The sequence below is a fragment of the Methylobacterium sp. NPDC080182 genome (assembly GCF_050281105.1).
Classification (GTDB): domain Bacteria; phylum Pseudomonadota; class Alphaproteobacteria; order Rhizobiales; family Beijerinckiaceae; genus Methylobacterium.
In genome coordinates this window covers 1-23,861 of the sequence record NZ_JBNNWO010000008.1, presented here as the reverse complement: position 1 = coordinate 23,861, position 23,861 = coordinate 1, and the positions used below count along the sequence as shown (strand labels likewise).

25 protein-coding genes are annotated in these 23,861 nt (G+C 71.3%); 12 read left to right on the top strand and 13 right to left on the bottom strand.

Features of this window, described 5'->3' with window-relative positions:
- Nucleotides 1–23: 23 nt before the first annotated feature.
- Both ade and ACQKQD_RS15070 read left to right on the top strand, forming a co-directional pair.
- Nucleotides 24–1,745, top strand: a complete 1,722-nt coding sequence (ade, locus tag ACQKQD_RS15075) for an adenine deaminase (RefSeq protein WP_427508748.1) — start codon at nucleotides 24–26, stop codon at nucleotides 1,743–1,745.
- Between the two features lie 104 nt (nucleotides 1,746–1,849).
- A complete protein-coding gene (locus tag ACQKQD_RS15070; RefSeq protein WP_020091957.1) occupies nucleotides 1,850–2,275 on the top strand; it encodes an organic hydroperoxide resistance protein in 426 nt (141 codons plus the stop codon).
- Nucleotides 2,276–2,389: 114 nt separating this feature from the next.
- On the opposite strand, the gene ACQKQD_RS15065 is transcribed toward ACQKQD_RS15070, so the two are convergent.
- The 6 genes from ACQKQD_RS15065 to ACQKQD_RS15040 all read right to left on the bottom strand — a co-directional run bounded on the left by ACQKQD_RS15065 (nucleotide 2,390) and on the right by ACQKQD_RS15040 (nucleotide 11,017).
- On the bottom strand, nucleotides 2,390–3,223 hold the full coding sequence (locus ACQKQD_RS15065) for an FAS1-like dehydratase domain-containing protein (protein WP_427508747.1): 834 nt from the start codon (nucleotides 3,221–3,223) through the stop codon (nucleotides 2,390–2,392).
- Between the two features lies 1 nt (nucleotide 3,224).
- Complete coding sequence (locus ACQKQD_RS15060; RefSeq protein ID WP_427508746.1) at nucleotides 3,225–4,373, bottom strand: acyl-CoA dehydrogenase family protein; 1,149 nt, start codon at nucleotides 4,371–4,373, stop codon at nucleotides 3,225–3,227.
- Nucleotides 4,374–4,383: 10 nt separating this feature from the next.
- Complete coding sequence (locus ACQKQD_RS15055; protein ID WP_427508745.1) at nucleotides 4,384–5,133, bottom strand: SDR family oxidoreductase; 750 nt, start codon at nucleotides 5,131–5,133, stop codon at nucleotides 4,384–4,386.
- 34 nt (nucleotides 5,134–5,167) lie between these two features.
- Entirely contained in the window at nucleotides 5,168–6,313 is a 1,146-nt protein-coding gene (locus ACQKQD_RS15050; protein WP_427508744.1) for a CaiB/BaiF CoA transferase family protein, read from the bottom strand.
- Between the two features lie 236 nt (nucleotides 6,314–6,549).
- A complete protein-coding gene (locus ACQKQD_RS15045) occupies nucleotides 6,550–9,714 on the bottom strand; it encodes an efflux RND transporter permease subunit (RefSeq protein ID WP_427508743.1) in 3,165 nt (1,054 codons plus the stop codon).
- A gap of 49 nt (nucleotides 9,715–9,763) precedes the next feature.
- Nucleotides 9,764–11,017, bottom strand: a complete 1,254-nt coding sequence (locus tag ACQKQD_RS15040; protein WP_427508742.1) for an efflux RND transporter periplasmic adaptor subunit — start codon at nucleotides 11,015–11,017, stop codon at nucleotides 9,764–9,766.
- Between the two features lie 255 nt (nucleotides 11,018–11,272).
- Here ACQKQD_RS15040 and ACQKQD_RS15035 point away from each other — a divergent pair, with 255 nt between their 5' ends.
- Together ACQKQD_RS15035 and ACQKQD_RS15030 are read left to right on the top strand one after the other, a co-directional pair.
- Nucleotides 11,273–11,500: a hypothetical protein gene (locus tag ACQKQD_RS15035; RefSeq protein ID WP_042673504.1), complete on the top strand. Its 228-nt coding sequence runs from the start codon at nucleotides 11,273–11,275 to the stop codon at nucleotides 11,498–11,500.
- Between the two features lie 242 nt (nucleotides 11,501–11,742).
- Entirely contained in the window at nucleotides 11,743–12,129 is a 387-nt protein-coding gene (locus ACQKQD_RS15030) for a hypothetical protein (protein ID WP_427508741.1), read from the top strand.
- On the opposite strand, the gene ACQKQD_RS15025 is transcribed toward ACQKQD_RS15030, so the two are convergent.
- Genes ACQKQD_RS15025 through ACQKQD_RS15015 form a run of 3 tightly spaced genes read right to left on the bottom strand, consistent with a single transcriptional unit; the run spans nucleotide 12,130 to nucleotide 14,199 of the window.
- A complete protein-coding gene (locus ACQKQD_RS15025; RefSeq protein WP_020091948.1) occupies nucleotides 12,130–12,285 on the bottom strand; it encodes a hypothetical protein in 156 nt (51 codons plus the stop codon).
- 49 nt (nucleotides 12,286–12,334) lie between these two features.
- Nucleotides 12,335–12,949, bottom strand: a complete 615-nt coding sequence (locus ACQKQD_RS15020) for a cysteine hydrolase family protein (protein WP_427508740.1) — start codon at nucleotides 12,947–12,949, stop codon at nucleotides 12,335–12,337.
- Nucleotides 12,946–14,199, bottom strand: a complete 1,254-nt coding sequence (locus ACQKQD_RS15015) for a GNAT family N-acetyltransferase (protein WP_427508739.1) — start codon at nucleotides 14,197–14,199, stop codon at nucleotides 12,946–12,948. Before ACQKQD_RS15015 ends, ACQKQD_RS15020 begins: the two co-directional genes overlap by 4 nt.
- A 97-nt stretch (nucleotides 14,200–14,296) precedes the next feature.
- On the opposite strand from ACQKQD_RS15015, the gene ACQKQD_RS15010 reads away from it, so the two are divergent.
- The 6 genes from ACQKQD_RS15010 to ureG all read left to right on the top strand — a co-directional run bounded on the left by ACQKQD_RS15010 (nucleotide 14,297) and on the right by ureG (nucleotide 19,594).
- Nucleotides 14,297–15,310 (top strand): LysR family transcriptional regulator, encoded by a 1,014-nt coding sequence (locus ACQKQD_RS15010; RefSeq protein WP_331300016.1) that lies wholly within the window; start codon nucleotides 14,297–14,299, stop codon nucleotides 15,308–15,310.
- Nucleotides 15,311–15,433: 123 nt separating this feature from the next.
- Entirely contained in the window at nucleotides 15,434–16,054 is a 621-nt protein-coding gene (locus ACQKQD_RS15005) for an urease subunit gamma (RefSeq protein WP_056528547.1), read from the top strand.
- Between the two features lie 2 nt (nucleotides 16,055–16,056).
- Nucleotides 16,057–17,784 carry an urease subunit alpha gene (gene ureC, locus ACQKQD_RS15000; RefSeq protein WP_042673511.1) on the top strand — a complete coding sequence of 576 codons (1,728 nt, stop codon included), beginning with the start codon at nucleotides 16,057–16,059 and terminating at the stop codon, nucleotides 17,782–17,784.
- Between the two features lie 12 nt (nucleotides 17,785–17,796).
- A complete protein-coding gene (locus tag ACQKQD_RS14995; protein WP_427508738.1) occupies nucleotides 17,797–18,291 on the top strand; it encodes an urease accessory protein UreE in 495 nt (164 codons plus the stop codon).
- Nucleotides 18,257–18,967: an urease accessory protein UreF gene (locus ACQKQD_RS14990; protein ID WP_042673515.1), complete on the top strand. Its 711-nt coding sequence runs from the start codon at nucleotides 18,257–18,259 to the stop codon at nucleotides 18,965–18,967. The genes ACQKQD_RS14995 and ACQKQD_RS14990 overlap by 35 nt, the downstream gene beginning before the upstream one ends.
- Nucleotides 18,968–18,976: 9 nt before the next feature.
- A complete protein-coding gene (gene ureG, locus ACQKQD_RS14985; RefSeq protein WP_020091939.1) occupies nucleotides 18,977–19,594 on the top strand; it encodes an urease accessory protein UreG in 618 nt (205 codons plus the stop codon).
- A 39-nt stretch (nucleotides 19,595–19,633) separates the two neighbouring features.
- On the opposite strand, the gene ACQKQD_RS14980 is transcribed toward ureG, so the two are convergent.
- On the bottom strand, nucleotides 19,634–19,864 hold the full coding sequence (locus ACQKQD_RS14980) for a hypothetical protein (protein ID WP_056528533.1): 231 nt from the start codon (nucleotides 19,862–19,864) through the stop codon (nucleotides 19,634–19,636).
- Between the two features lie 198 nt (nucleotides 19,865–20,062).
- Between ACQKQD_RS14980 and ACQKQD_RS14975 the strand changes: the two genes are divergently transcribed.
- A complete protein-coding gene (locus tag ACQKQD_RS14975; protein ID WP_042673517.1) occupies nucleotides 20,063–20,266 on the top strand; it encodes a DUF3311 domain-containing protein in 204 nt (67 codons plus the stop codon).
- A complete protein-coding gene (locus tag ACQKQD_RS14970; protein ID WP_100251184.1) occupies nucleotides 20,263–21,723 on the top strand; it encodes a sodium:solute symporter family protein in 1,461 nt (486 codons plus the stop codon). The genes ACQKQD_RS14975 and ACQKQD_RS14970 overlap by 4 nt, the downstream gene beginning before the upstream one ends.
- Nucleotides 21,724–21,729: 6 nt before the next feature.
- Here the strand turns inward: ACQKQD_RS14970 and ACQKQD_RS14965 are convergent, their stop codons facing one another.
- The 3 genes from ACQKQD_RS14965 to ACQKQD_RS14955 all read right to left on the bottom strand — a co-directional run.
- Nucleotides 21,730–22,503 carry an ABC transporter permease subunit gene (locus ACQKQD_RS14965; RefSeq protein WP_042673520.1) on the bottom strand — a complete coding sequence of 258 codons (774 nt, stop codon included), beginning with the start codon at nucleotides 22,501–22,503 and terminating at the stop codon, nucleotides 21,730–21,732.
- The gene (locus tag ACQKQD_RS14960) at nucleotides 22,500–23,471 is read right to left on the bottom strand and encodes an ABC transporter permease (RefSeq protein WP_427508737.1); all 972 of its coding nucleotides are present in this window, start codon (nucleotides 23,469–23,471) and stop codon (nucleotides 22,500–22,502) included. The genes ACQKQD_RS14965 and ACQKQD_RS14960 overlap by 4 nt, the downstream gene beginning before the upstream one ends.
- The coding region (locus tag ACQKQD_RS14955; RefSeq protein ID WP_427508736.1) for a TOBE domain-containing protein at nucleotides 23,468–23,861 on the bottom strand (394 nt) is incomplete at its 5' end. The genes ACQKQD_RS14955 and ACQKQD_RS14960, both read right to left, overlap by 4 nt.

Below are 23,861 nucleotides of genomic sequence, written 5' to 3'. Positions count from 1 at the left end.
GCAGGAGGGAGGGGCGGATCGCGATGACACAGGTGGATTTCCTCCGGCGCGCGATCGCGCAGGGTCAGGGCCGAGCCGAAGCCGATCTGGTCCTGAAGGGCGGCCACTTCCTCGACCTCGTCACCGGCGATCTGGTGGCCTCCGACATCGCGATCTGCGGCGACCGGATCGTCGGGACATTCGGAGCGTATAGCGGCACCCGGGAGATCGACGTGTCCGGCAAGGTCGTGGTGCCGGGCTTCATCGACACGCATTTCCACGTCGAGTCGTCGCTGATGCCGCCGCAGGAATACGAGCGGTGCGTCCTGCCGCACGGCGTCACCACCGGGATCTGCGACCCGCACGAGATGGCCAACGTGCTCGGCACCGACGCCTTCACGTGGTTCCTCAGATCCTCCGAGACGCTGGCGATGGATCTGCGGGTGCAGCTCTCGTCCTGCGTGCCGGCCACCGACCACCTGGAGACCTCGGGCGCCCGGATCGAGGCGCAGGATCTCCTGCCCTTCGCGACGCACCCCAAGGTGATCGGCCTCGCCGAGTTCATGAACTTCCCGGGCGTGCTGGCGGGCGACCCGGGCGTGCTGGACAAGCTCGCGGCCTTCCAGGGGCGGCACATCGACGGGCACGCGCCGCTCCTGCGCGGCCTCGGCCTCAACGGCTACATCGCGGCGGACATCCGCACCGAGCACGAGGCGACATCGCCCGAGGAGGCCCGCGAGAAGCTGTCCAAGGGCATGACCGTGCTGATCCGCGAGGGCTCGGTGTGCAAGGACCTGCACGCCCTCGCGCCGATCCTGACCGAGCGGACGGCGCCGTTCCTGGCCTTCTGCACCGACGATCGGAATCCCCTCGACATCGCCGAGGAGGGGCACCTCGACTTCGTCATCCGCACGGCCATCGCCCTCGGCGTGCCGCCGCTGGCCGCCTACCGGGCGGCCTCCTGGTCGGCGGCCCGCGCCTTCGGGCTGCACGACCGGGGCCTCGTCGCGCCCGGCCAGCGCGCCGACCTCGTGGTGCTCGACGATCTCGCCGCCTGTGCCGTGTCGCAAGTCCTCAGCGCGGGCCGGCCGGTGGACGCGGCGCTCTTCGACGCGCGCGCGTCGATCGAGCCGATCGGCCGCCGGAGCGTGCGGGCGCGGCACGTGACGGCCGCCGACTTCGCCGCTCCGGGCTCCGGGCCGTCGACGCCGGTGATCGGCGTCGTGCCCGGCAAGATCATCACCCTGCGGCACGACCTGACCCTGCCCTATTCCGGCGGCGAGCGCCGGATCGACCTCGACCAGGACGTCATCAAGGTCGCGGTGGTCGAGCGCCACGGCCGGACACAGCCGGGCGCGCGCGGCGTCGGCGTCGCGTTCGTGAAGGGCTTCGGCCTCAAGCGCGGCGCCATCGCCTCGTCGGTCGGGCACGACAGCCACAACATCACGGTGGTCGGGGCGGACGACGCCGACATGGCCGTGGCGGTGAACCGGCTCGGCGCGATCGAGGGCGGCTTCGTGGTGGTCGAGGGCGGCCGGGTGCTGGCCGAGATCGCGCTGCCGGTCGCCGGGCTCATGAGTCTCATGCCGTTCGACGCCATCCGCCGGTCGCTCGTGACCCTGCGCGACGCGGCGCGAAGCCTGGAGGTCGTCCTCCCGGAACCCTTCCTGCAGGTGGCCTTCCTGCCCCTGCCGGTGATCCCCCACCTGAAGATCACCGATCGAGGGCTCGTCGATGTCGACCGCTTCGCGCTGATCGACCCTTGAAACGCTGTTTGATCCTTGAAATTAGATTGTGCGCAATCTAAATGGGCTGTGCGGAGGCGAGTCGGCGCCTACATGCCGGCGGCATCCCCAAACCGGAGAGTCCCATGCCCGTAGACGTGAAGTACCGTACCACCGCCACGGCCACCGGCGGCCGCGACGGCGCCGCCCGGACTGCCGACGGCAGCTTCGAGGTCAAGCTCTCGACCCCGAAGGAGCTCGGCGGCGCGGGCGGTCCGGGCGCGAACCCGGAGCAGCTCTTCGCGTCCGGCTACTCGGCCTGCTTCCTCGGCGCCATGAAGGCCGTCGCGCCGTCGCTGCAGCTGAAGGTCCCGGCCGAGACCACCGTGACCGCCGACGTCGGAATCGGCCCGCGTTCCGAGGGCGGCTTCGGCATCACCGCCGACCTGACCATCAGCCTCCCGGGCCTGGACCGCGCCGACGCGCAGAAGCTCGTCGACGCCGCCCATCAGGTCTGCCCGTACTCCAACGCGACCCGCGGCAACGTCAACGTCGGCCTGAAGCTGGCCTGATCCCGCCCGGGGCCGGCCCGCGGACGCGTCCGCGGGCCGCTTTTTTCGCGCGCGGCGCGACGGCGGTGCCGATCCCGTCCCAATCTCGGATGCGGACCGAGCGTCCGCGGCCGCTCACCCGTCGGCCCGGGCCCGCATGCAGACATGGCCCCCCGCGTCGAGGGTCACGCCCTCGAACGCCGTCCCGGCGACCCGCCCGCAGACCCGAAACACCTGGTTCGCCGTCATCGGCGCGACCCCACGATACGTGAACGTCCGCGGCACGCGTCCGAGGAGCGTCGCGGCGAGGTTCATCAGTAGCGTCGCCTGCATCGGGCCGTGCACGACGAGGTCGGCGTAGCCTTCCACCCGCGTCGCGTAGGGCTGGTCGTAGTGGAAGCGGTGGCCGTTGAATGTCATCGCCGAGTAGCGGAACAGCAGCGTCGGCGTCGCCGGCACCTCCCAGATCACCGCGTAGGATTCGGAACCGTCGCGCTCGGGCGCGGCGCCGGTTCCCGTCTGTGCGCCCGCCGCCTCGCGGTAGACGATATCCTGCCGCTCGCGGATCGCGACGCCCCGTTCTGTCGAGACCGTGTGGTCGACGGTGACGAAGCACAGGCTCCCGCTCCGCCCGCTCTTGAAGGCGACGTCCCGCACGGTCTCGGTGCGCGTGACCGTGTCCCCCGCGCGCAGGTCCGAGAGCGTCTCGATCTCGCCCCCCGCCCACATCCGCCGGGGCAGCGGCACCGGGGGCAGGAAGCCGCCCTTGGCGGCATGGCCGTCGGGCCCGAGGGAGTCGGCCGGCGGCGTCTCGGGCGCGAGGCACCAGTGCAGGGCCGGCGGCGCGATTCCATCGGCGACCGGCGCCAGGTGCGGCGCGAAGGTCGCGCGGAACTCGGCGAGGAGGCGCGGGGTGACGAGGTCGGACGCCGCCCGCGTCCGGCCGATCCAGGCGCTGAGATCGGTCATGTCAGTACGAGCGCGGCAGGCCGAGCACGTGCTCGGACAGGTAGGCGAGGATCAGGTTCGTGGAGATCGGCGCGACCTGATAGAGGCGCGTCTCGCGGAACTTGCGCTCCACGTCGTACTCCTCGGCGAATCCGAAGCCGCCATGGGTCTGGATGCAGGCGTTCGCCGCCTCGAAGGACGCGTCGGCGGCGAGCATCTTGGCCATGTTGGCCTCGGCCCCGGGATTGGCCCCGCCCTCGTAGACGGTCAGCGCCTCGCGGACCATGAGCTCGGCCGCGCGCATGTTCGCGTAGGCCTTCGCGATGGGGAACTGCACGCCCTGGTTGGCACCGATCGGCCGCCCGAAGACGGAGCGCTCGCCGGCATAGGCCCGGGCCCTGTCGATGAACCACTTGGCGTCGCCGACGCACTCGGCGGCGATCAGGATCCGCTCCGCGTTCATGCCGGACAGGATGTAGCGGAAGCCCCTGCCCTCCTCGCCGATGAGGTTCTGCGCCGGAACGCGGAGATTGTCGAAGAACACCTCCGTGGTGGCGTGGTTCATCATCGTGCGGATCGGCCGGATCGTCAGGCCGTTGCCCTTGGCCGCGCGCATGTCGACGAGCAGCACCGAGAGCCCGTCGGTGCGCTTCATGCCCTCGGCCCACGGCGTGGTGCGGGCGAGGAGCAGCATCAGGTCCGAATGCTCGGCGCGGCTGGTCCAGATCTTCTGGCCGTTGACGACGTAGTGGTCGCCCTCCAGGCGGGCCGTCGTCTTCAGGCTGCCCGTGTCGGTGCCGGAGGTGGGCTCGGTCACGCCGAAGGCCTGGAGCCGCAGGCGACCCTCCGCGATGCCCGGCAGGTACTCGGCCTTCTGCGCCTCCGAGCCGTGCCGCAGCAGCGTGCCCATCGTGTACATCTGGGCGTGGCAGGCGCCGCCGTTGCAGCCCGCCCGCTGCACCTCCTCGAGGATCGCGGCGGCCGCCGAGAGCGGCAGGCCGGAGCCGCCGTACGCCTCGGGGATCAGCACCGAAAGGTAGCCGCTCTCGGTGAGCGCGTTCACGAACTCGGTCGGGTAGGCCATCTCCCGGTCGAGGGCCCGCCAGTACGGTCCCGGGAAGCCGGCGCAGAGCTTGGCGACCGCCTCGCGGATCTCGGTATAGGCTTCCATCGGGGGCTCCTCAGGCCGTGCGGCCGCCGTCGACGGGGAGATCGACGCCGGTGATGAACGCCGCCTCGTCGGAGGCGAGGAACAGGGCGGCGGCGGCGATGTCGCTCGCCTCCGACAGGCGCCCGAGCGGGATCGTGGCGATGAAGCGGTCGCGGTTCTCGGGCGTGTCGAGGACGCCCATGAAGTGCTCGAGGAGCCCCGTGGCGCCCATGACCGGGCAGAGGGCGTTCACCCGGATCTTCCAGGGCGCCAATTCCAGGGCCAGCGACTTCGAGGCGAGGCTCGCCGCGCCCTTGGAGGCGTTGTACCACGTCAGACCCGGGCGCGGCCGCAGCGCCGCCGTCGAGCTGACGTTGAGGATCGCGCCGCCGCCCGCGTCGCGCATCAGCGGGGCGACTTCCCGGATGTAGTGGAAGATCGACTTCACGTTGACCCGGAAGACCCGGTCGAAATCCTCCTCCGTCACCTCCATCAGCGGCTTGTTGCGGTGGGTAGTGCCGGCGTTGTTGACGAGAATGCTCGGCACGCCGAAGCGCTGCCGCGTCTCGGCGACGCTGGCGGCGACGTCAGCGGCCAGCCCGACATCGGCGGCGATCGCGATGGCGTTGTCGCCGAGCGCCGCCGCGACGCGCCCGGCCGCCGCGCCGTCGATGTCCACGCAGGCCACCTTGGCGCCCTCCGCGGCGAAGCGCTGGGCGATCCCGGCCCCGAAGCCGCTGCCGGCCCCCGTCACGAGCGCGATCTTGCCGTCCAGTCTCATCGTCTCCTCCCGCCCGTTCCGATGCGCTGTCAGATCACTGTCCTCGAGCCCGGGGCGCGAATTCCGCGCGGATCCGCGCCCCGTGCTCGTCGATGGCCGGGACCGGTCCGAGGGCGCGGACCGCGCCGTCGATCAGCACCGGCGGCGCCACGATCCGGGCCCGCCCCGAAGGCGTCCGGACCTCCGCGCGGATCAGCGCGGGGTGCGTGGCGAGGTCCGCCAGAGTGTTGACGAAACCGTAGGCGGTGCCCGCCGCCTTCAGCCGGGCGGCGGCCGCGTCGCGGGTCAGCCGCACCAGCGCGGCGCCGATGCGCAGGTCGACCGCGGCGCGGTTGGCCACACGGGCGTTGTTCGACGCGAAGCCCTCGGCCCGGGCGAGCTCCGGCTCGCCGAGCACGCCGGCGCAGAAATTCGCCCACTCGCGCTCGTTCTGGATCGAGATCAGCACGAGGCTGCCGTCGGCCGTGGGGAAGGCGCCGTAGGGGCAGATCGACGGGTGCGCGAGGCCGACCCGCTGGGGCGCCTTGCCGGTCCCCTCGAAGTAGAGCAGCGGGACGTTCATCCAGTCGGCGGCGCCGCTGAACAGGCTGACCTCCAGGGCGCAGCCCTGCCCGGTGATCCCGCGGGCGATCAGCGCCTCGAGGACCGCGGCGTGGGCGTCCATCCCGCAGGCGACGTCGCAGACGGAGACGCCGACGCGGCCGGGCCCCGCCGGGTGGCCGGTGATCCCGGCGAGCCCGCTCTCGGCCTGGACCAGCAGGTCGTAGGCCTTCATGTCGCTGTAGGCGTTTCCGGCGCCGTAGCCGGAGATGTCGACGGTGATGAGTCGGGGGTAGCGCGCGCGCAACTCCGCCGAGCCGAAGCCCGCCCGGGCCGCCGCGCCGGGGGCGAGGTTCTGCACGAACACGTCGGCCTGAGCGAGGATCGCGTGCAGCAGGCGGGCGTCGGCCGGATCCTTGATGTCGGCGACGAGGCTTTCCTTGCCGCGGTTGAGCCAGACGAAGTAGCTCGCCAGCCCGTTGACCGCCGCGTCGTAGCCGCGGGCGAAATCCCCCTCCGGCCGCTCGATCTTGATGACCCGGGCCCCGGCATCGGCGAGCCGCGAGGTGCAGTAGGGCGCGGCGACGGCCTGCTCCAGGGCGAGCACGGTCAGCCCTCGCAGCGGCAGGTTCTGGCTCATCCGCATCCTTCGGCTTCCCGCGGTCTCAGAGGGCCGGTGCCGCATGAACTGGAACGGCGAGAAGCCCCGCCAAGCGGGCCGCGGTGACAGGGCTGCCCGGCCATTGGCTTCGGGACGTCGCTTTCGCCGCGCTCAGCGTCTTTGCGAGCGGAGCGAAGCAATCCAGGGAAGCGCGACGTCGGCGAGCGCGGCGTATCTGGATCGCTTCGCTCCGCTCGCAGAGACGGCGGTCGGCCTCACTCCGCCGCGCGCAGCGTTGGCGGGCCGCGGACCTCCTCCACCGGCTCGGGGTCATCGAGCGCCCCGTCCACCGCCCGCGGCTTGTCGCGGAACGAGAAGCGGTGCGCCAGCCGGTCGAGGTAGATGTAGATCACCGGCGTGGTGAACAGCGTCAGCACCTGGCTGACCGCGAGGCCGCCCACCATGGCGTAGCCCAAGGGCTGCCGGATTTCCGAGCCGGTCCCGGTGGCGACCATCAGCGGGATGCCGCCGAGCAGGGCCGCCATCGTGGTCATGAGGATCGGCCGGAAGCGCAGCAGCGCGGCTTTCCGGATCGCAACCTCGGGCGAGAGGCCCTCCTCCCGCTCGGCGACGATGGCGAAGTCGACCAGCATGATGCCGTTCTTCTTCACGATGCCGATGAGGAGGATGATGCCGATCAGCGCGATCAGGCTGAAGTCGAACCCCGCCCACATCAGCACCGCCAGGGCGCCGACGCCGGCCGAGGGCAGCGTCGACAGGATGGTGATCGGGTGGATGAAACTCTCGTAGAGGATGCCGAGGATCAGGTAGACCACGAACAGGGCCGCCAGGATCAGCAGCGGCACCGTCGAGAGCGATTGCTGGAAGGCCTGGGCGGTGCCCTGGAAGCCGCTCACCACGGTCGGCGGGACCTGCAGCTCCCGCATCGCCCGGCCGATCGCCTCCGTGGCCTGCCCGAGGGCGACGTCGGGGGCGAGGTTGAAGCTGATCGTCACCGCCGGGAACTGCCCCTGGTGGTTCACGGCCAGCGGCGCCACCGGAACCGTCGTCCAGCGGGCGAAGGCCGCGAGCGGCACCTGCCCGCCGCCGATCGGCGCCTTGATGTAGATCTTGTCGAGGCTCTCGACGCTGCCCTGCAGCGCCGGCAGCACCTCCAGGACGACGTGGTAGCTGTTGAGCTGCGTGAAGTACTGCGCGATCTGGCGCTGGCCGAACGCGTCGTAGAGCGTGTCGTCGATGAGCTGGGGCGTGATGCCGTAGCGCGAGGCGGCGTCGCGGTCAATCGAAAGCGTCAGCGTCGTGCCGCGGGTCTGCTGGTCGGTGGCGACGTCGCGCAGCTCCGGCAGCGTCTTCATCTTGTCGAGGATGCGCGGCGCCCAGGTGTTCAGCTCGGCGAGGTCCGGGTCCTGGAGGGTGTACTCGAACTGCGTCCGCGAGGTGCGGCCGCCGGTGCGCACGTCCTGGGTCGCCTGGATGAAGGTCCGGATGCCCTCGACGCGCTCCAGCTTGGGGCGCAGCCGGCCGATCACCTGGAAGGCGTTGACGTCGCGCTCGTCGCGGGGCTTGAGCGTGATGTACATGCGCCCGGAATTGAGCGCCTGGCCGTTGCCGCCGAGCGACATGCCGACGGTGGCGACCGCGGGATCGGCCTGGACGATCGCGCCGACCTTCTCCTGCAGCGCCTTCATCGCCGAGAAGGAGATGTCCTGCGACGCCTCGGTGACCCCGATCATGAAACCGGTGTCCTGCTGCGGGAAGAAGCCCTTCGGGATGGCGACGAACAGGTAGCCGGTCAGCGCCAGCGTGGCGAAGAAGACCAGCAGCGTGACGCGGCGGAAGCGCAGCGCGACGTCGAGGGCGTCGGCGTAGACCGCGAGCAGCCAGTCGAAGGCGGCCTCGCTCATGCGGTAGAGGCGGCCGTGGCGCTCGGCGTCGTGGGACTTCAGCAGCCGCGAGGCCATCATCGGGGTCAGCGTCAGCGACACGAAGGCCGAGACCGCGATGGTCATCGACAGCACCACGGCGAACTCGCGGAACAGCCTTCCGATGATGCCGCCCATCAGCAGGAGCGGGATCAGCACGGCGATCAGCGACACCGAGATCGACACGATGGTGAAGCCGATCTCGCCCGCGCCCTTGAAGGCGGCCTCCATGGGCCGCATCCCCTCCTCGACGTAGCGGCTGATGTTCTCCAGCACGACGATGGCGTCGTCGACCACGAAGCCGACCGAGATGGTGAGCGCCATCAGCGAGAGGTTGTCGAGGGTGTAGCCCGCCATCCACATCAGCGCGCAGGCGCCGAGCAGCGCGAGCGGCACGGTCACGCTCGGGATCACGGTCGCCCAGAAGCTGCGCAGGAAGACGAAGATCACCCCGACGACCAGCGCGATCGTCAGCAGCAGGGTGAACTGCACGTCCTCGACTGAGGCGCGGATGGTCTGCGTGCGGTCGCTCAGGATGCCGACCTTGATGGCGGCCGGCAGTGTGGCGGTCAGGCGGGGCAGCTGGGCCTTGATGCTGTCGACCGTGTCGATGACGTTGGCGCCGGGCTGCTTGAACACGACCAGGAAGATGCCGCGCTTGCCGTTGGTCCAGCCGGCCTGCTTGGTGTCCTCGGGGCCGGCGACCGCCTGTCCGATGTCGCGGACGCGCAGCGGCGCGCCGTCGCGATAGGCGACGATGACGTCGTTCCAGTTGTGCGCCGCGGTGAGCTGGTCGTTGGCGTAGATGGTGTAGCTGTGGCTGCCGCCGTCGATGCTGCCCTTCGGGTTGTTGACCGTGGTGAGGGTGAGCTGCGCGCGCACGTCCTCCAGCGACAGGCCCTTGGCCACGAGCTTGGCCGGGTCGATCTGGATCCGCACGGCGGGCTTCTGCTGGCCGCCGATGAAGACCTGCGCGACGCCCGAGATCTGGCTGATCCGCTGCGCGAGCTGGACGTCGACCGCGTCGTCGACGTCGATCAGCGGCATGCTGTCGGAGGTGGCCGAGAGCAGCAGGATCGGCGAATCGGCCGGATTGACCTTGCGGTAGGTCGGCGGGGTCGGGAGGTTCTTCGGGAGCTGGCCGCTGGCGGCGTTGATGGCCGCCTGGATGTCGCTCGCGGCGCCGTCGATGTTGCGGTTGAGGTCGAACTGGACCGTGACCGTCGAGATCCCCAGGGAACTCGTCGAGGTCATCTGCGACACGCCGGGAATCTGCGAGAACTGCCGCTCCAGAGGCTGCGCCACCGACGAGGCCATCGTCTCCGGGCTGGCCCCGGGGAGCTGCGCGGTCACCTGGATCGTCGGGAAATCCACCTGCGGCAGCGGCGCGACGCCCAGCAGCGGGTAGGCCACGATCCCGAGGAACAGGATGCCGACCATGATCAGCGTGGTCGCCACCGGGAACCGGATGAACGGTGCCGAGATGCCGCCCTTCATGGCCGGGCCCCGCGCGGGGACGCGCCCGCCGTGAGGCGTGCAGCGCGCGTCACTGGACCGCCTCCGCCTGCGCGGTGTGGGCCGCGTGCGGATCGGCCACGAGGCTGCCGTCCTGCACCTTGTACTGGCCGGCGACGATCACCCGCTCGCCGGGCCGGAGGTCGCCGCTGAGAACGCGCGTCCGCCCCGAATCCGAGCGGCCCGCCTTCAGCGCGCGCTGATGCGCCCGGCTGGCATCGTCCACCACGAAGGCGAACAGCCCGTCGGGCCCGTGCTGGATCGCGTCGTCCGGCACGGTCGTGGCGACCGCGACCGTGCCGACCCGCATCTTGGTCGAGACCGACAGGCCCGGCCACAGCGCGTGGTTCCTGTTCTCGTAGACGGCCTTGAGGCGGATCGTGCCCGTCGCGGTGTCGACCTGATTGTTGAACAGGGCGAGCTTGCCGTCGGCGAGCTTGGTCAGCCCGTCCGACGTCCAGGCCTCCACCGGCACGTCACCGGCCTTGAGGGCCGCAGTGATGGCGGGCAGCTGATCCTCCGGGGCCGTGAACACCACGAAGATCGGCTCGACCTGGGTGATCGTCACGATCGGGGTCTGGCCGGCCGCGTTGACGATGTTGCCGATATCGACCTGCCGGAAGCCCGTGACGCCGTCGATGGGCGCGCGGATCGTGGCGTAGCCGAGCTGCGTCGTGGCGTTGTCGATCGCCGCCTGGTCGGACGCCACCTGCGCCGTGAGCTGGGCGACCAGGGCCGTCTGCGTCTCGGTCTGCTGCCGGGAGGCGAAGGCGCCCAGCCCGGTGTAGCGGACGAGGTCCGCCTTCGCGTTGCCGAGGTTGGCCGTGTCCTGCTCCTTCTTGGCCTTCGCCTGATCCAGCGCCGCCTGGTAGGGCCGCGGGTCGATCTGCACGAGCACGTCGCCTTTGCGGACGGTCTGCCCCTCGCGGAACGCGACCTGCTGGATCTCGCCGTCGACGCGCGTGCGCACCTGGACGGTGTTGTACGCCTGGACGGTGCCGAGGCCGTTCGACACGAGGGCGAACGGCCCCTGCTCGACCGTGCCGAGGGTGACGGGCACCGGCAGCGCCGCCGCCGCCCGGGACTTCACCGCGGGCTGATTCAGGCGCGTGTAGCCGTAGGCGCCGCCGCCCGCGACGGCGAGCAGCAGGAGGATCAGGCCGGCCGCGCCCGAGCGCTTCTTCGCCGGTTTGGTCGCGGCGCGACGCGCGTCGCCGTGGCCCCGGTCCGCCACCGCCTCGTCCGCGCGGGACCCGTCGCGGTCGTGCACGTCCTCACTCAGCATGCGCCGCTATCCGCCCGTTGATCCGACCGCTTCGCGGGCCGGGATAATTTTGCATTCAATAGCATACAATGGCCGCGCCGGACATCGCGGCGCTCCCCGGATCGCGGCAATGTTCCGTGAGCGGAAAGCGTGCTACCGCCGCCGAGAGTGGGCCGCGCCGCGGGGCCGGACGCCCCGCGCGGACGACAGGCGCCCGGCGTGCCCGCGCGGGATGGCCGCCGACGCCGCGCCGAGGATGTGAGACCGGGACGCCGCATGGCCTCGACCCTGGAACTGGACGGCCTGAACGAACTGCGCGACGCGCTGATCGAGGAGCGGCAGGTCATCGTCGCGTCGGTGCGCAAGCTGCGCGACGCGCGGCGGCAGAAGGGCACCTTCGTGCTGGGCGACGGCGCGGATGCCGGGCCGCGGCTGGTCGCCGTGCAGGAGCAGATCGTGGTGGTCGAATCCATCATCGCCGCGCTGACGCGATCCCGGGCCTGAGGTGCTCGCGGTCCGATCGGACGTACCCGCGCGGCGCCCGGGCCCTGGCCGATACCGGTCGGGATTGTCACAGTTCGGTGTCCGAGATGTTTCTGAGGGCTCGCGGCGTGCACGGCCCTGGGGCGGACACTGTTCGAGGCGGCGGGCTGTGTGGCCGGTCGCGTATTCAACGATTATCGTCAATAGATTATTGAATTCATGTCCCGGCAGGCGCCGGAACAGCGGCTCCGGATGCAACTCGGTTGAACCGGATCATCGCCCCGGTCGATCGGCCGCCGTCAGCACCCCCATCCTCGCCGATCTACGATCCGGTGTTCGATTTGCCGGCGATGGATTGCGCCGCGCGTGACGATCCCGTCGGCTTGTACAGGATCTGCTCAACTTTCGGGCTGGACGATCGCGATCCTGTCCTGTTAGCGGACCGCATCTCAAGGCGCGGAACCTCGAACATGGACGCCTTCGATCACGCCAATATCGCGCGCGATACCGACGAAACCGTCGATTCGCCTGTCGCGGATGAGCTCGTCGTGCTCTGGCGGGCGCTCGCCGCGGACCGGCGCGCCCAGGACGAGCGGACCGCGCGCCTGCGCGCGATGCGCCTCATCGGCGGCGAGGACGGCGCCGACTGATCACGCGGTCTCCGGCGCGCCGCCCGGCAGCCGGCTCGCCAGCACGAAGCCGACCGCCATCGCCATGGCCTCGGCCTGCGCGATCAGCGTCGGCTCGCCGGCCTCGCGCGCCGCCTGCAGCAGCTCGATCGCGTGCCGGCCAAGGCGCAGGTCCACATCGTCGCCGGCCGGGACCCCCTCCGGAATCCCGTGATTCTGGCTTCGGTCAGTCATTGGCGTGCGTGGGTCTCGAAGCTGTGGGCAGGGGCCTGAAAGGCGCCGAGGCCGCGATCCAGGATTGCGTGTCGGTGACGTCGCCGAACACCCGCATCACCGCGCTCACCGACCGGTGGATCTCGTCGGCGGAGATCCCGTCGAGGTCGTGGCTCGCGGAGGCGTCGGACAGGAAGGTCACGTCCTGGCCGCGGTGGAAGCCGTCGATCGCCGTCGCGAGGCAGGACGACTCGCCGGCGAAGCCCGCGATGACGAGCGGCGGCGATCCCCGGTCCATCGCGTCCGCGAAGGCGGGGCTGGCGTAGCAGGACGGGCGGTCCCGGTCGAAGATCATGTCGCAGCCGTGCGGCTCGAACCCCTCGATCCAGCGGACGAAGCGGCTGCCCGCCTGGAACAGCGGCGCGCCGATCCAGCGGACGTAGACGACCTGCATGCCGCTCGCGCGGGCATGCGCGAGGGCGCGCCGGCAATTCGACAGAGCGGGCTTGATCCCCGCCAGGGCGAGCGGGCGGCCCGCGATCTCGTATTCCTGCTGCATGTCCACCAGCACCAAGGCCGGGACGCTGCGCGGCCGGCGATACAGCGCCGGGTTGATCGGCCGGTTCATCGCGCGGCCACCGCCCGGTCGACGGACGGGCGGGTCACGGCGCGGCTCCGCGAGCGGTCGAGGGCGCCCGCCCGGTGCCAGCGCCCCTCCGGCCGGATGATGACGTAGGGGTCGGCGCCGAGACTGATCGCCTGCGGGTGCGGCTCCGCCTCCATCAGCATCTCGACGTAGTCGAAATCCGAGAAGACCAGCTCCTGCGCGCCCTCGAAGACGCGGAAGCCGAAGCGGCTCCAGAAGCCGACGAGGCGCTTCTGGGCGTGGCCGTAGAGCCGCCGGTAGCCCTTGACCCGGGCCAGCTCGATCCCGGCGCGGACCAGCGCGAAGGACAGGCGCGTGTTGCGGAACTCGGCCCGGACCGCGAGGCGCTCGATCTTGGCGAAATCCGCGAAGAACCGGATGCGCAGGCAGCCCGCCGGCTCGTCGCCGACGTAGCCGATCAGGTGCGTCGCCGAGAGGTCGTTGCCGTCGAACTCCTCCTCGTACGGGCAGGCCTGCTCCGCCATGTAGACGGCGGCGCGCAGGGCGATCACGCGGGACAGGTCCTCCATGTTCCGCGCGACCGCGACGCTGATGCCGGTCCCGCCGGACCGGTGGGTGTCGTACGGGGGCGCCGGCTCCGCCTTCGGCGCGCGGGCGAAATGGTACAGGGCACCGCGGGCGGAGGTCTGCGCGGTGAAGCCGAGAGTCGTCAGGAGGTCGGCCCCCTCGGGGGTGGCCGCGCGGGCGTAGAAGTCGACGCCCCGGTAGGTCGGGCTCGACAGACGGTCGAAGACGAGGCCGACTCCGCCGGAGAGGCGCCGCCGTGCGTAGACGGCCCAGACGTAGATGCTCGCCGGGCGTTCGTGCTGGCCGGCCAGCATCGCGGCAGGCGGATCGGACGCGTCGAGCGTCCCGGCCTTGAGCGCCGCCAAGCCGTCGGCGTTCAGCATCAGGCAGGCCACGAACCCCTCGCCCCGCGGATCCGCGGCGTCGAACCGGTGGCGCTGGGCGATCGCCAGGACGCTGTCGGGATTGATCGACATCACCCGCTGGACGGTGCGCAGGGGCGCGAGATCGGGCAGATCCGCGCGCGCCGACGCGATCAGCCGCGCCAGATCGTCCGGGGTCGGCGTGAAGATGACGAGGTGCCTGGCAATTCGGCCGACCTCGAGCGCATTCAGCGCGTGCCGCGGCTCGGGAGAGACTGGCGCTGTACCGAGTTGATCGGCGTCCTTGGCCACGAACTGCGCGCGAGCAATGTGCACCGTCATCGGATGACCTGTCATTCGGGTACGGATTGACGGTTAAGCACTTCGCATCTAGCGCTCTGGCTGTATGTGCAAAATTTGAAACAGGGGTGTTCCGTCGATGGAACAGGCGGAGGCGATCCGGGACCCGATGCCCGACTGGCAGAGCATCCGGGTCTTCCTGGCGCTCCAGCGGTCCGGCAGCTTCCGCTCGGCGGCGACGAAGCTCGGCCTGTCGGTGAACTCGGTGCGGCGCCGGATCGACGACCTCGAGGCGCTGATCGGCGCGCCGCTGCTCACCCGCCACGTCGACGGCATCCGCCTCACCGCCGAGGGCCACGCGATCCTCGAGGCCGCCGGCCGCATGGAGGCGGCCGCCTTCAGCCTCGTGCGCACCGGCGAGGGCGCGCCCTTCGCCGAGACCGGCGAGGTGCGGATCGCCGTGACGGAGGGGCTGGGCGCCTTCTGGCTCGCGCCGCGGCTCGTCGAGTTCCAGCGTGCCAACCCGCGCCTCACCGTCGACCTGCGCTGCGCGATGGAATCCGCCGACGTCCTGCGGCTGGAGGCCGACGTCGCGATCCAGCTGACGCGGCCGACCAGCCCGGACCTGCGCATCGTCAAGCTCGGCCGGATCCACATGGTGCCCTACGCCGCGCGGAGCTACGAGGAGACCTACGGGCTCCCGGCGCGCCCCGAGGACCTGGAGCGCCACCGGATCGTGGTGCAGGACGGCGGCCAGACCGTCGCCCTGGAGGATTACGTGCGCACGGTGCCGGGCTTCCCCGCGAAGGTCCCGATCACCCTGAAGGTCAACGTCAGCAGCGCGTATTACTGGGCCATCGCCAAGGGGGCCGGGATCGGCCTGCTGCCGACCTATGCCAGCGCGATCGGCGCCCAGGTCGTCCCGGTGGACAATCTCGGCCGCTTCAGCGTCGACATCTGGCTGACCTATCACCCGGACGCCGAGCGGATCACCCGCGTGCGGCGGACGATCGACTGGCTGCGGGCGTCCTTCGATCCGAAGCGGTATCCCTGGTTCCGGGACGAGTTCATCCACCCCCGCGACCTGCCGGGTGCCGTGAAGGGCGCGGCCCTCCCCGACCTGTTCGCCGGCTTCATCGCCATGACGCCGTGACGCCTCCGTGATTCCGGCGGGCCGCGACGGCCGCTGGTCCGGGTCCTGCAACGGCCGACGCCCGCCCTTGACCGCGCCGCGCGCATGATCCTTGCTCCGGCCGCCGCGACGACGAGGTTGCCCGTGCTGCTGACGCCCCGTGAGAAGGACAAGTTGCTCATCGCCATGGCGGCGCAGGTGGCGCGCAACCGCCTCGCCCGCGGCGTGAAGCTCAACCATCCGGAATCGGTGGCGCTGATCACCGACTTCGTGGTCGAGGGCGCGCGGGACGGCCGCACCGTGGCCGACCTGATGCAGGCCGGCGCCACCGTGCTGACCGCCGATCAGGTCATGGAGGGCGTGCCCGAGATGATCCACGACATCCAGGTGGAGGCGACCTTCCCGGACGGCACCAAGCTCGTCACCGTGCATCACCCGATCCGGGGCGCGGCCTCGTCCGACATCCCCGGTGCGGTGACGACGCTGCCCGGCGAGATCGTGTTCAACCCCGGCGCCGAGCGGACCGTGGTCGAGGTCGCCAATGTCGGGGACCGGCCGATCCAGGTCGGCTCGCACTATCACTTCTTCGAGGTCAATCCGGGCCTCGTGTTCCCGCGGGAGCAGGCCCGGGGCAAGCGCCTCGACATCGCGCCGGGCACCGCCGTGCGGTTCGAGCCGGGATCGACGCGGGAAGTGGCGTTGGTGCCGCTCTCCGGCGGGCGCACCGTCTACGGGTTCCGCGGCGACGTGATGGGCAAGCTCTGACCATGGCCAACACGCCCAAGCCCGCCAGCCTGCCGCGCTCGGCCTACGCCGACATGTTCGGCCCGACCGTCGGCGACCGCATCAGGCTCGCGGACACGAGCCTGGAGATCACGGTCGAGCGCGACTTCACCACCTACGGCGAGGAGGTGAAGTTCGGCGGCGGCAAGGTCATCCGCGACGGCATGGGCCAGAGCCAGGCCACGAACGCCGACGGCGCCGTCGACACGGTGATCACCAACGCGGTGGTCCTCGACCACTGGGGCATCGTGAAGTGCGATGTCGGCATCGTGCGCGGCCGGATCTTCCGGCTCGGCAAGGCCGGCAACCCGGACGTGCAGCCCGGGGTCGACATCGTGGTCGGGCCGGGCACCGAGGTCATCGCCGGCGAGGGCAAGATCCTGACGGCGGGCGGCTTCGACAGTCACATCCACTTCATCTGCCCGCAGCAGATCGAGGAGGCGCTCTGCTCGGGGGTCACCACGATGCTCGGCGGCGGCACCGGCCCGGCGCACGGCACCTTCGCCACCACCTGCACGCCGGGCCCCTGGCACATCGCCCGGATGATCGAGGCGGCGGATTCCTTCCCGATGAACCTCGCCTTCGCCGGGAAGGGCAACGCGTCCCGTCCGGAGAGCCTCGTCGAGATGGTGCGGGCGGGTGCCTGCGCGCTGAAGCTGCACGAGGACTGGGGCACCACGCCCGCGGCGATCGATACCTGCCTGTCGGTGGCGGACGCCCACGACATCCAGGTCATGATCCACACCGACACGCTCAACGAATCGGGCTTCGTCGAGGACACGATCGCGGCCTTCAAGGGCCGGACCATCCACGCCTTCCACACCGAGGGCGCGGGCGGCGGCCACGCGCCGGACATCATCAAGGTGGCCGGGCTGCCGAATGTGCTGCCGTCTTCCACCAATCCGACGCGGCCCTACACGTGGAACACGATCGACGAGCATCTCGACATGCTCATGGTGTGCCACCACCTCGACCCGTCGATTCCCGAGGATCTCGCCTTCGCGGAGAGCCGGATCCGGCGCGAGACCATCGCGGCCGAGGACATCCTGCACGACATCGGCGCGCTCTCGATGATGTCCTCCGACAGCCAGGCGATGGGCCGGGTCGGCGAGGTCATCATCCGCACGTGGCAGACCGCCGACAAGATGAAGCGCCAGCGGGGCGCACTGCCGGGCGACGCGTCCGGCACCGACAACCTGCGGGCGCGCCGCTACGTCGCCAAGTACACGATCAACCCGGCCATCGCGCACGGCATCTCCCGGCACATCGGCTCGGTCGAGGCCGGCAAGCTGGCCGACCTCGTGCTGTGGACGCCGGCCTTCTTCGGCGTGAAGCCCGACCTCGTGCTGAAGGGCGGCAGCATCGCGGCCGCGCCCATGGGCGACCCGAACGCCTCGATCCCGACGCCGCAGCCGGTGCATTACCGGCCGATGTTCGGCGCCTACGGACGGGTCCCCTTCGCCACCGCCCTCACCTTCGTCTCAAGGGCGGCGGTGGAGGACGGCCTGCGGGAGCGGCTGGGCGTGCAGAAGGAGCTGGTCGCCGTTGAGAACGTCCGCGGCGGCATCTCGAAGAAGAGCATGGTGCTGAACGACGCCACGCCGGTCATCGAGGTCGATCCGGAGACCTACGACGTGCGCGCCGACGGCGAGCTGCTGGTCTGCGAGCCGGCCGAGGTGCTACCGATGGCGCAGCGCTACTTCCTGTTCTGAGCGCGGCCATCCATGATCCGCGCCACCCGCATTCTCCGCCGCGACGCCCTGTCGGGCGGCGAGATCGTCGACCGCGTCGTCCTCGATCACGGCGACCGCCACCGCCGCCGCGTCGCCATGCGCGGCGCCGGGGGCCTGGGCTTCCTGCTGGACCTTCCGGAGCCCGCGGTCCTGGAGGACGGCGACGCGCTCGTCCTCCAGGACGGGCGCCTCGTCTGGGTCGAGGCCGCGCCGGAGCGCCTGCTCGAGATCCGCGCTCCCAGCGATCACGCCCTCAAGCGCCTGATCTGGCACATCGGCAACCGGCACATCGCCGCCGAGATCGGCCCGGACGCGGTCTGGATCGCGCACGACCACGTCCTCGCCGAGATGGTCCGCGGCCTCGGCGGCACCGCCGAGCCGGTGGAGCGCCCGTTCCGGCCGGAGGGCGGCGCCTATTCCGGGGATCACGGCCACGGGCACGACCACCCGCATGGCGGCCACCAGCACCACCATGCCGCGGGCTGAGCCCCTGGAGGCGCTGCGCCTGATGGCGTGGCTGTCGCCCGGCTACCCGGTCGGGGCCTACGCCTACTCGCACGGGCTCGAATGGGCGGTCGAGGCGGGCGATGTCCGCGACGAGGCTAGCCTGACCGCGTGGCTCCGGGACGTCTGCGAGCGCGGCGCCCTGCGCAACGACCTGATCCTGGCGGCCCACGCCCACGCGGCGGCGCTGTCCGCGGACGGCGCCGCGCTGGTCGCCGTCAACGACCTCGCCCTGGCCCTGGCGCCGTCGCGGGAGCTGCACCTGGAGACGAGCCAGCAGGGCCGCAGCTTCCTCGATGCGACGCGCGGCGCGTGGCCCTGCGACGCCCTCGACGCCTTGGCCGAGCATCTGCCGGGGCCGGTCGCCTACCCGGTCGCGGTCGGCCTCGCGGCCGGCGCGCACGGCATGAATCCGGGGCCGGTGCTCGCCGCCTACGGCCTCGCCTTCCTCCAGAATCTCGTCTCTGCGGCCCTCCGGGCGGCGCCCGTGGGTCAGGCCGCCGGCACGCGGGTCGTGGCCGCCCTCGCGCCGCGCCTCGCCGGGCTCGCCGAGGCGGCCGCCGCGGCGGATCTCGACGCCCTCGGTGCCGCCACCTTCCGCCTGGATCTCGGCTCCTTCCGCCACGAGACCCAGTATTCCCGCATCTTCCGATCCTGAGCCCGCAGCATGACCTCCACGAACGGCCCCCTCCGCGTCGGCATCGGCGGACCTGTCGGTTCCGGCAAGACCGCCCTGATGGAGCAGCTCTGCAAGCGCTTCCGCGACCGCTACGAAATCTGCGCCATCACCAACGACATCTACACGAAGGAGGACGCGCGGATCCTCACCGTCGCGGGCGCCCTGCCGGAGGAGCGCATCCTCGGCGTCGAGACTGGGGGGTGCCCGCACACGGCGATCCGGGAGGATGCCTCGATCAATCTCGCCGCCGTCGCCGAGATGAGCCGGCGCTTCCCAAAGCTCGACCTCGTGCTGATCGAGTCCGGCGGCGACAACCTCGCGGCGACGTTCTCGCCGGAACTCGCCGACATCACGCTCTACGTGATCGACGTGGCCGGGGGCGAGAAGATCCCCCGCAAGGGCGGCCCGGGCATCACCCGGTCCGACCTGCTGATCGTCAACAAGACCGACCTCGCGCCGCTCGTCGGCGCCGACCTGTCGGTGATGGAATCCGACACGCAGCGGATGCGCGGCACCCGGCCGTACGTGTTCGCGTCCCTGCGCGAGGGCGCGGGCGCGGACGCGGTGGCGCGTTTCGTGGAGGAGGCGGGCGGCCTGGGCCGCTGAGTCGACGCGCCGGTCCGGGCGGCCGGCGCGTCACGTTTCCTAGCGGCCGGCCTCGGCCGAGCGCGCGCGAACCGACGACCTGCTCGGGGTGCCCATGAGCGCGTCCAGGCGGCTCATCCGCGCGTTGAAATCGTTCAGGACGGTCTGGCGCGCCTTGATCGCGGCGCTGGGCTGCGCCTTGGCGGGGGTGTGCCGCGGGCGGGCCTCCGCCTGGACCGCCGGAACGGCGAGGAGCGCGGCCAGCGCCGCGATGGTCAGAGTGCGGGTCATCGTGAAATCCTTCGGCGCACGCCGTGTCGGACGGCGCGACGCTGCGCTGAGGATATGCGCGCCCGGAGCGCGGCCGCGTGCGCGAGCGCACAGCACGCAGACGTGATCGGGATGAGCGCCGTTGGGCCATCGCGGCGTTGACAGCGGTTCGTGACTGATTCAACCCGCGATATCGGGGCCTTCTGAACGGTATCGCGCATGCGAAATCTGCGGTGGCTGGCCGCCCTTCCCTTCCTCGGCATCCTGGTCGGCCCGTTCTTCCTGAACCGGGTCGAGCCCTTCGTGTTCGGCTTGCCGCTGCTCCTCGCCTGGCTGGTGTTCTGCGTGATCGGAACCTCGGTCGTGATGGGGGTGATCTACCTGACCGACCCTCAGAACCGCGCGCCGGAGGATCCCCGATGAGCATCGCGCTCGTTATCGTGGCCGCCGGCTTCGCGCTGGCGATCGGCCTCGGACTCTACGCGCGGGTCGGCCGCGAGATGGGGCTGGAGCAGTGGACCGTCGGCGGCCGCGGCTTCGGCACCGCCCTGGTCTTCCTGCTGATGGCCGGGGAGATCTACACGACCTTCACGTTCCTCGGCGGCTCCGGCATCGCCTACGGCAAGGGCGGCCCCGCCTACTACATCCTCTGCTACCTGACGCTCGCCTACGTCACCTCGTACTGGCTGCTGCCCCCGGTCTGGCGCTACGCCAAGCAGCACAACCTCTACACGCAGCCCGACTTCTTCGCGCGCAAGTACGGCAGCCGCGCGCTCGGCATGCTGGTGGCGCTCGTGGGGATCGTCGCCCTCGTCCCCTACCTCGTGCTGCAGTTCAAGGGCCTCGGGATCATCGTCTCGACGGCGTCCTACGGCGCGATCTCGTCGACGACCGCGGTCTGGATCGGCGCGGCCGCGCTCACCGCCTACGTCGTGGTGTCGGGCGTGCACGGCTCCGCCTGGACGGCCGTGATCAAGGACACCAGCATCCTGTTCGTGGTGGTGTTCCTCGGGATCTACCTGCCGGTCCACTATTACGGCGGCTACGAGGGCCTGTTCACGGCGATCGAGGCGGCGAAGCCCGGCTTCCTGGCCCTGCCCGACCGCGGCCAGAGCCCGACCTGGTTCACCACCACGGTCCTGCTGACCGCGCTCGGCGGCTACATGTGGCCCCACACCTTCGCGTCGCTTTACACGGCGCGGGAGCCGGGCGCCTTCCGCCGCAACGCCGTGATCCTGCCGATCTACCAGCTGATCAACCTGTTCGTGTTCGTGATCGGCTTCACCGCCGTGATGCAGGTGCCGGGCCTGACGGGGCCCGACGTCGACCTCTCGCTGTTCAAGCTCTCCCTCGCGACCTTCCCGCCCTGGGTCATCGGGCTGATCGGCGCCACGGGGGTGCTGACCGCCCTCGTCCCGGGCTCCATGATCCTGATCGCGGGCGTCACCCTGGTGGCCAACAACCTCGTCCGGCCGCTGCGCCCCGGCATGGACGACGCCGCGACCGCGCGGCTGTGCAAGATCCTCGTGCCGGTGCTGGCGCTGGTCTGCGTCGGCTTCACCCTGTCGGGCGGCGACACGATCGTGCAGCTCCTGCTCATGGGCTACAACTTCGTGACGCAGCTCTTCCCCTGCTTCATCACCAGCCTGATGCGCCGCAATCCCCTCGACCGCCGCGCCGCCATCGCCGGGATCGTCGCGGGCGTGGCCACCGTGGCGGCGACGGTCCTCTCCGGGTTCAGCCTGGCGAAGCTGCCGGTCCTGGGACCGCTCCAGGACGTGAATGTCGGCATCGTGGCGCTGGTGGTGAACGTCGTCGTGACGGTCGCCGTGGCGCAGATGGTGCGCGGGGGCGCGACCGCCGCGCAGGCCGCGGAGTGACGCCGCTCAGCCCTGTCCGCGGCGGGCGGTCAGCCAGGACGCCAGCAGCACCGCGACGCTCACCAGCCCGACGAGGAGGGTCGAGGCCGCGTTGATCTCCGGATTCACGCCGAGGCGGACCTGGCTGTAGAGCCGCATCGGCAGGGTGGTGGAGCCTGGGCCGGAGACGAAGCTCGCGATCACCAAGTCGTCGAGCGACAGGGTGAAGGCGAGGAGCGCGCCGGCCGCGAGGGCGGGCGCGAGCAGCGGCAGCGTCACGGTCATCAGCACGCGCGCCGGCGCCGCCCCGAGGTCGGCCGCGGCCTCCTCGAGGGACCGGTCGAGGCCGCGCAGGCGCGCGCCGACCACCACCGCCACGAAGCCGGTGCAGAAGGTCGTGTGCGCGATGACGATCGTCAGGAGGCCGCGGTCCAGCCCGATCCCGATGAACATGAGCAGGAGCGACAGCCCGATCATCACCTCCGGCATCACGATCGGCCCGAAGACGAGACCCGTGAACAGGGCGCGACCGCGGAAGCGGCCCTGCCGCTCCAGGGCGAGCGCGGCCAGCGTCCCCAGGATCGTGGCGAGCAGGCTCGCGAGGAAAGCGACCTTCAGGGAGACCCAGGCGGCCGACAGGAGCGGCGCGTCGGCGAGCAGGGCGCCGTACCAGCGGGTCGAGAACCCGCCCCAGACCGTCACCATCGGCGAGGCGTTGAACGAGTAGACGATCAGCACCGCGATCGGCCCGTAGAGGAAGCCCAGGCCGGCCACCAGGGCGGTGCGGGTCACCCAGCTCACGGCGCCTCGCCCTCGCCCGCGCGCAGGCTGTCCCGGAACAGGACCACCGGTCCGATGACGATGGCGAGGATCAGCACGGCGACCGCCGCGGCCAGCGGCCAGTCGCGGTTCGAGAAGAACTCGCTCCAGAGCACCCGGCCGAGCATCAGCGTCTCCGACCCGCCGAGCAGGTCGGGGATCACGAACTCGCCGACCATCGGGATGAAGCAGAGCCCCGCGCCGGCAGCGATCCCGGGCAGGCTGAGCGGCACGGTCACGGTCCAGAACACCCGGCTCGGCGAGGCGCCGAGATCCGCCGCGGCCTCGCGCAGGGTCGGATCGAGGCGATTCATCACCGCGTAGAGCGGCAGCACCATGAAGGGCAGGTAGGCGTAGACGAGACCGACGATCACCGCCGCGTCGGTGTTGAGGATCGTCAGCGGCGCGTCGATCAGGCCGAGCCGGCGCAGGGCGAGATTGAGCAGGCCCTCGGGCTTCAGGATCGCGATCCAGGCGTAGATCCGGATCAGGAAGCTCGTCCAGAACGGCACGATCACCAGCGCCACGAGGAGCGGCTGCCAGCGGGCCGGCGCCCGCGCCAGGGCGTAGGCGAGCGGCGTCCCGAGGGCGACGAGGATCAGGCTGGCGACGCCCGCGTAGGTCAGGGAGCCCAGGGCGGCGTCGCGGTAGAGGGGGTCGGCGGCGAGCGTGCGGTAATTGTCGAAGTTCAGGGCCTCGAGGAAGGCCGACCAGCCGTCGAGCCCGCCGCGCCAGTCGAGCAGCGGCAGGTAGGGCGGGATCGCCGTCGCCGGCTCCGAGAGGCTGATCTTCAGGGTGATGACGAAGGGCAGCAGGAAGAACGCCGCCAGCCACAGGAAGGGCGGCAGGCGCGCCAGGCGGTCGAACATCCGGCCGCGCTTGCGGGGGCGCGCGGACCCGGCCTCCGTTCGCCCGGTCGCGCGGTCGGCCTCCGCTCCGGCGGCCCTCATGCCGGCAGGATCACGGCGACGTCGGCGGGGAAGCTGGCCCGTGCGTCCGAGCCCGGCGCCGCGGCGGCCTCCGCGGGCCGCCCGCTCGCCCGCAGCGTGGCGCCGTCGGGCAGGCGCAGCGTCCGGCGCACCCGGTCGCCCAGGAACACGGCGTCGGCGACGACCACCGGCAGCCCTTCCGCGCCCAGCACCACGTCCTCGGGCCGCACCGCCACCACGACCGCGGCCCCTTCCGCGAGCGCGGCCTCCGCGACGCCCCGCACGGGACCGTGCGCGGTCTCGACCGTGCGGACCGTGGGGGGGGCGGCCGGGCCGCCCCCGCCCGGGGGGGGGGTGGAAAGGCCGGGGCGGCCGGCGGCGGGGCCGCGGCCCCGGGGCCCGGTGGGGGTG